The sequence below is a fragment of the Okeania sp. SIO2F4 genome (assembly GCF_010672385.1).
Taxonomy (GTDB): domain Bacteria; phylum Cyanobacteriota; class Cyanobacteriia; order Cyanobacteriales; family Microcoleaceae; genus Trichodesmium.
On sequence record NZ_JAAHGT010001510.1, the window covers coordinates 1 to 1,009 of the forward strand.

Below are 1,009 nucleotides of genomic sequence, written 5' to 3' on the forward strand. Positions count from 1 at the left end.
TCAGATAGAGTTAGAGCGTCAACGTTTGTAGGCGCGGGCGAAGTTGGAGCAGTTGGAGCAGTTGCAGGCAGAGGAGGAGTTGCGACAAGCAGTGAATCAGGTGCGGGCTGATGTTGGTTTGGATGCTGTGGCTGGTGGTAGCGATTTGGGTAAGTTGTCGTCGGATATGGCGACGTTGTTGACAGGTTTGGAGGATTTGGAAGAGCGGCAGCCGGATTTGCCTGATGAAGTGAAGGCTTCGTTGGCTGATGCTAAAAATGATATTCATCAAGCTTTGCAAGGGGAAGAGGCTGAGAATATTCAGGAGAATTTATTGAAGGTCTCTGAAGGTCTGGTTGAGCAGATAATTCAGTACGAGGTAGCACTCCAGGAACTTGCCCAAGAGGAGCAACGCGACCAAGCTTTATTCCAACAAGCAGACCAGGACTGGCAAGCAGCTGTCAGGCAGTTATCAGAAGATTCTGCGTTCTTTGCCCAAATTCAAGCAGAAGCAGAGGCACTGAATCCTGTCTATGCTGAAACAATGTACAAAGTTGCTCATGCGGAGCAAGCTGTTGAGCTTTCAGAAGAATTAGCTAATAATTCCAGGAATTTGCTTAACCAGATTCTCAAAGAACGTAAGAAAGAACGGAAGGCAAGGAAGAAGTATTTTGTTAACGATTTAATTAATAAGTATGTAATATTTCTTGAGATTAGTGCTGTAATATTAGATTTAGTAGGAAACATATACCCTCCGGCTAAGATGGTGGCTGCTATTATCAGAGGATATGTCATTCCAATAGTCAGGTTAATCCAGGCTGCATATAACGAAGATTGGGATGCCTTCAAAGACCAGTTAGCCGATTTTGCCGTGAATATGGCTGTCGAAGCTGCTGCTGCCAGCGTTGGAATGAGTCCTCAAGGAGTCGAGCGACTCAAAAAATCTGCTAACGCGATACTTGAAGGTGATTGGGAAACAGCCTTACTGGGTGGTTCATGGGAAGAAGTAAGAGAAGACTTGATTGTCTAA

1 protein-coding gene is annotated in these 1,009 nt (G+C 45.2%); it reads left to right on the forward strand.

Annotation, left to right across the window (positions count from 1 at the left end):
* Positions 1-91 precede the first annotated feature (91 nt).
* Entirely contained in the window at positions 92-1,009 is a 918-nt protein-coding gene (locus tag F6K22_RS41580; protein ID WP_293111072.1) for a hypothetical protein, read from the forward strand.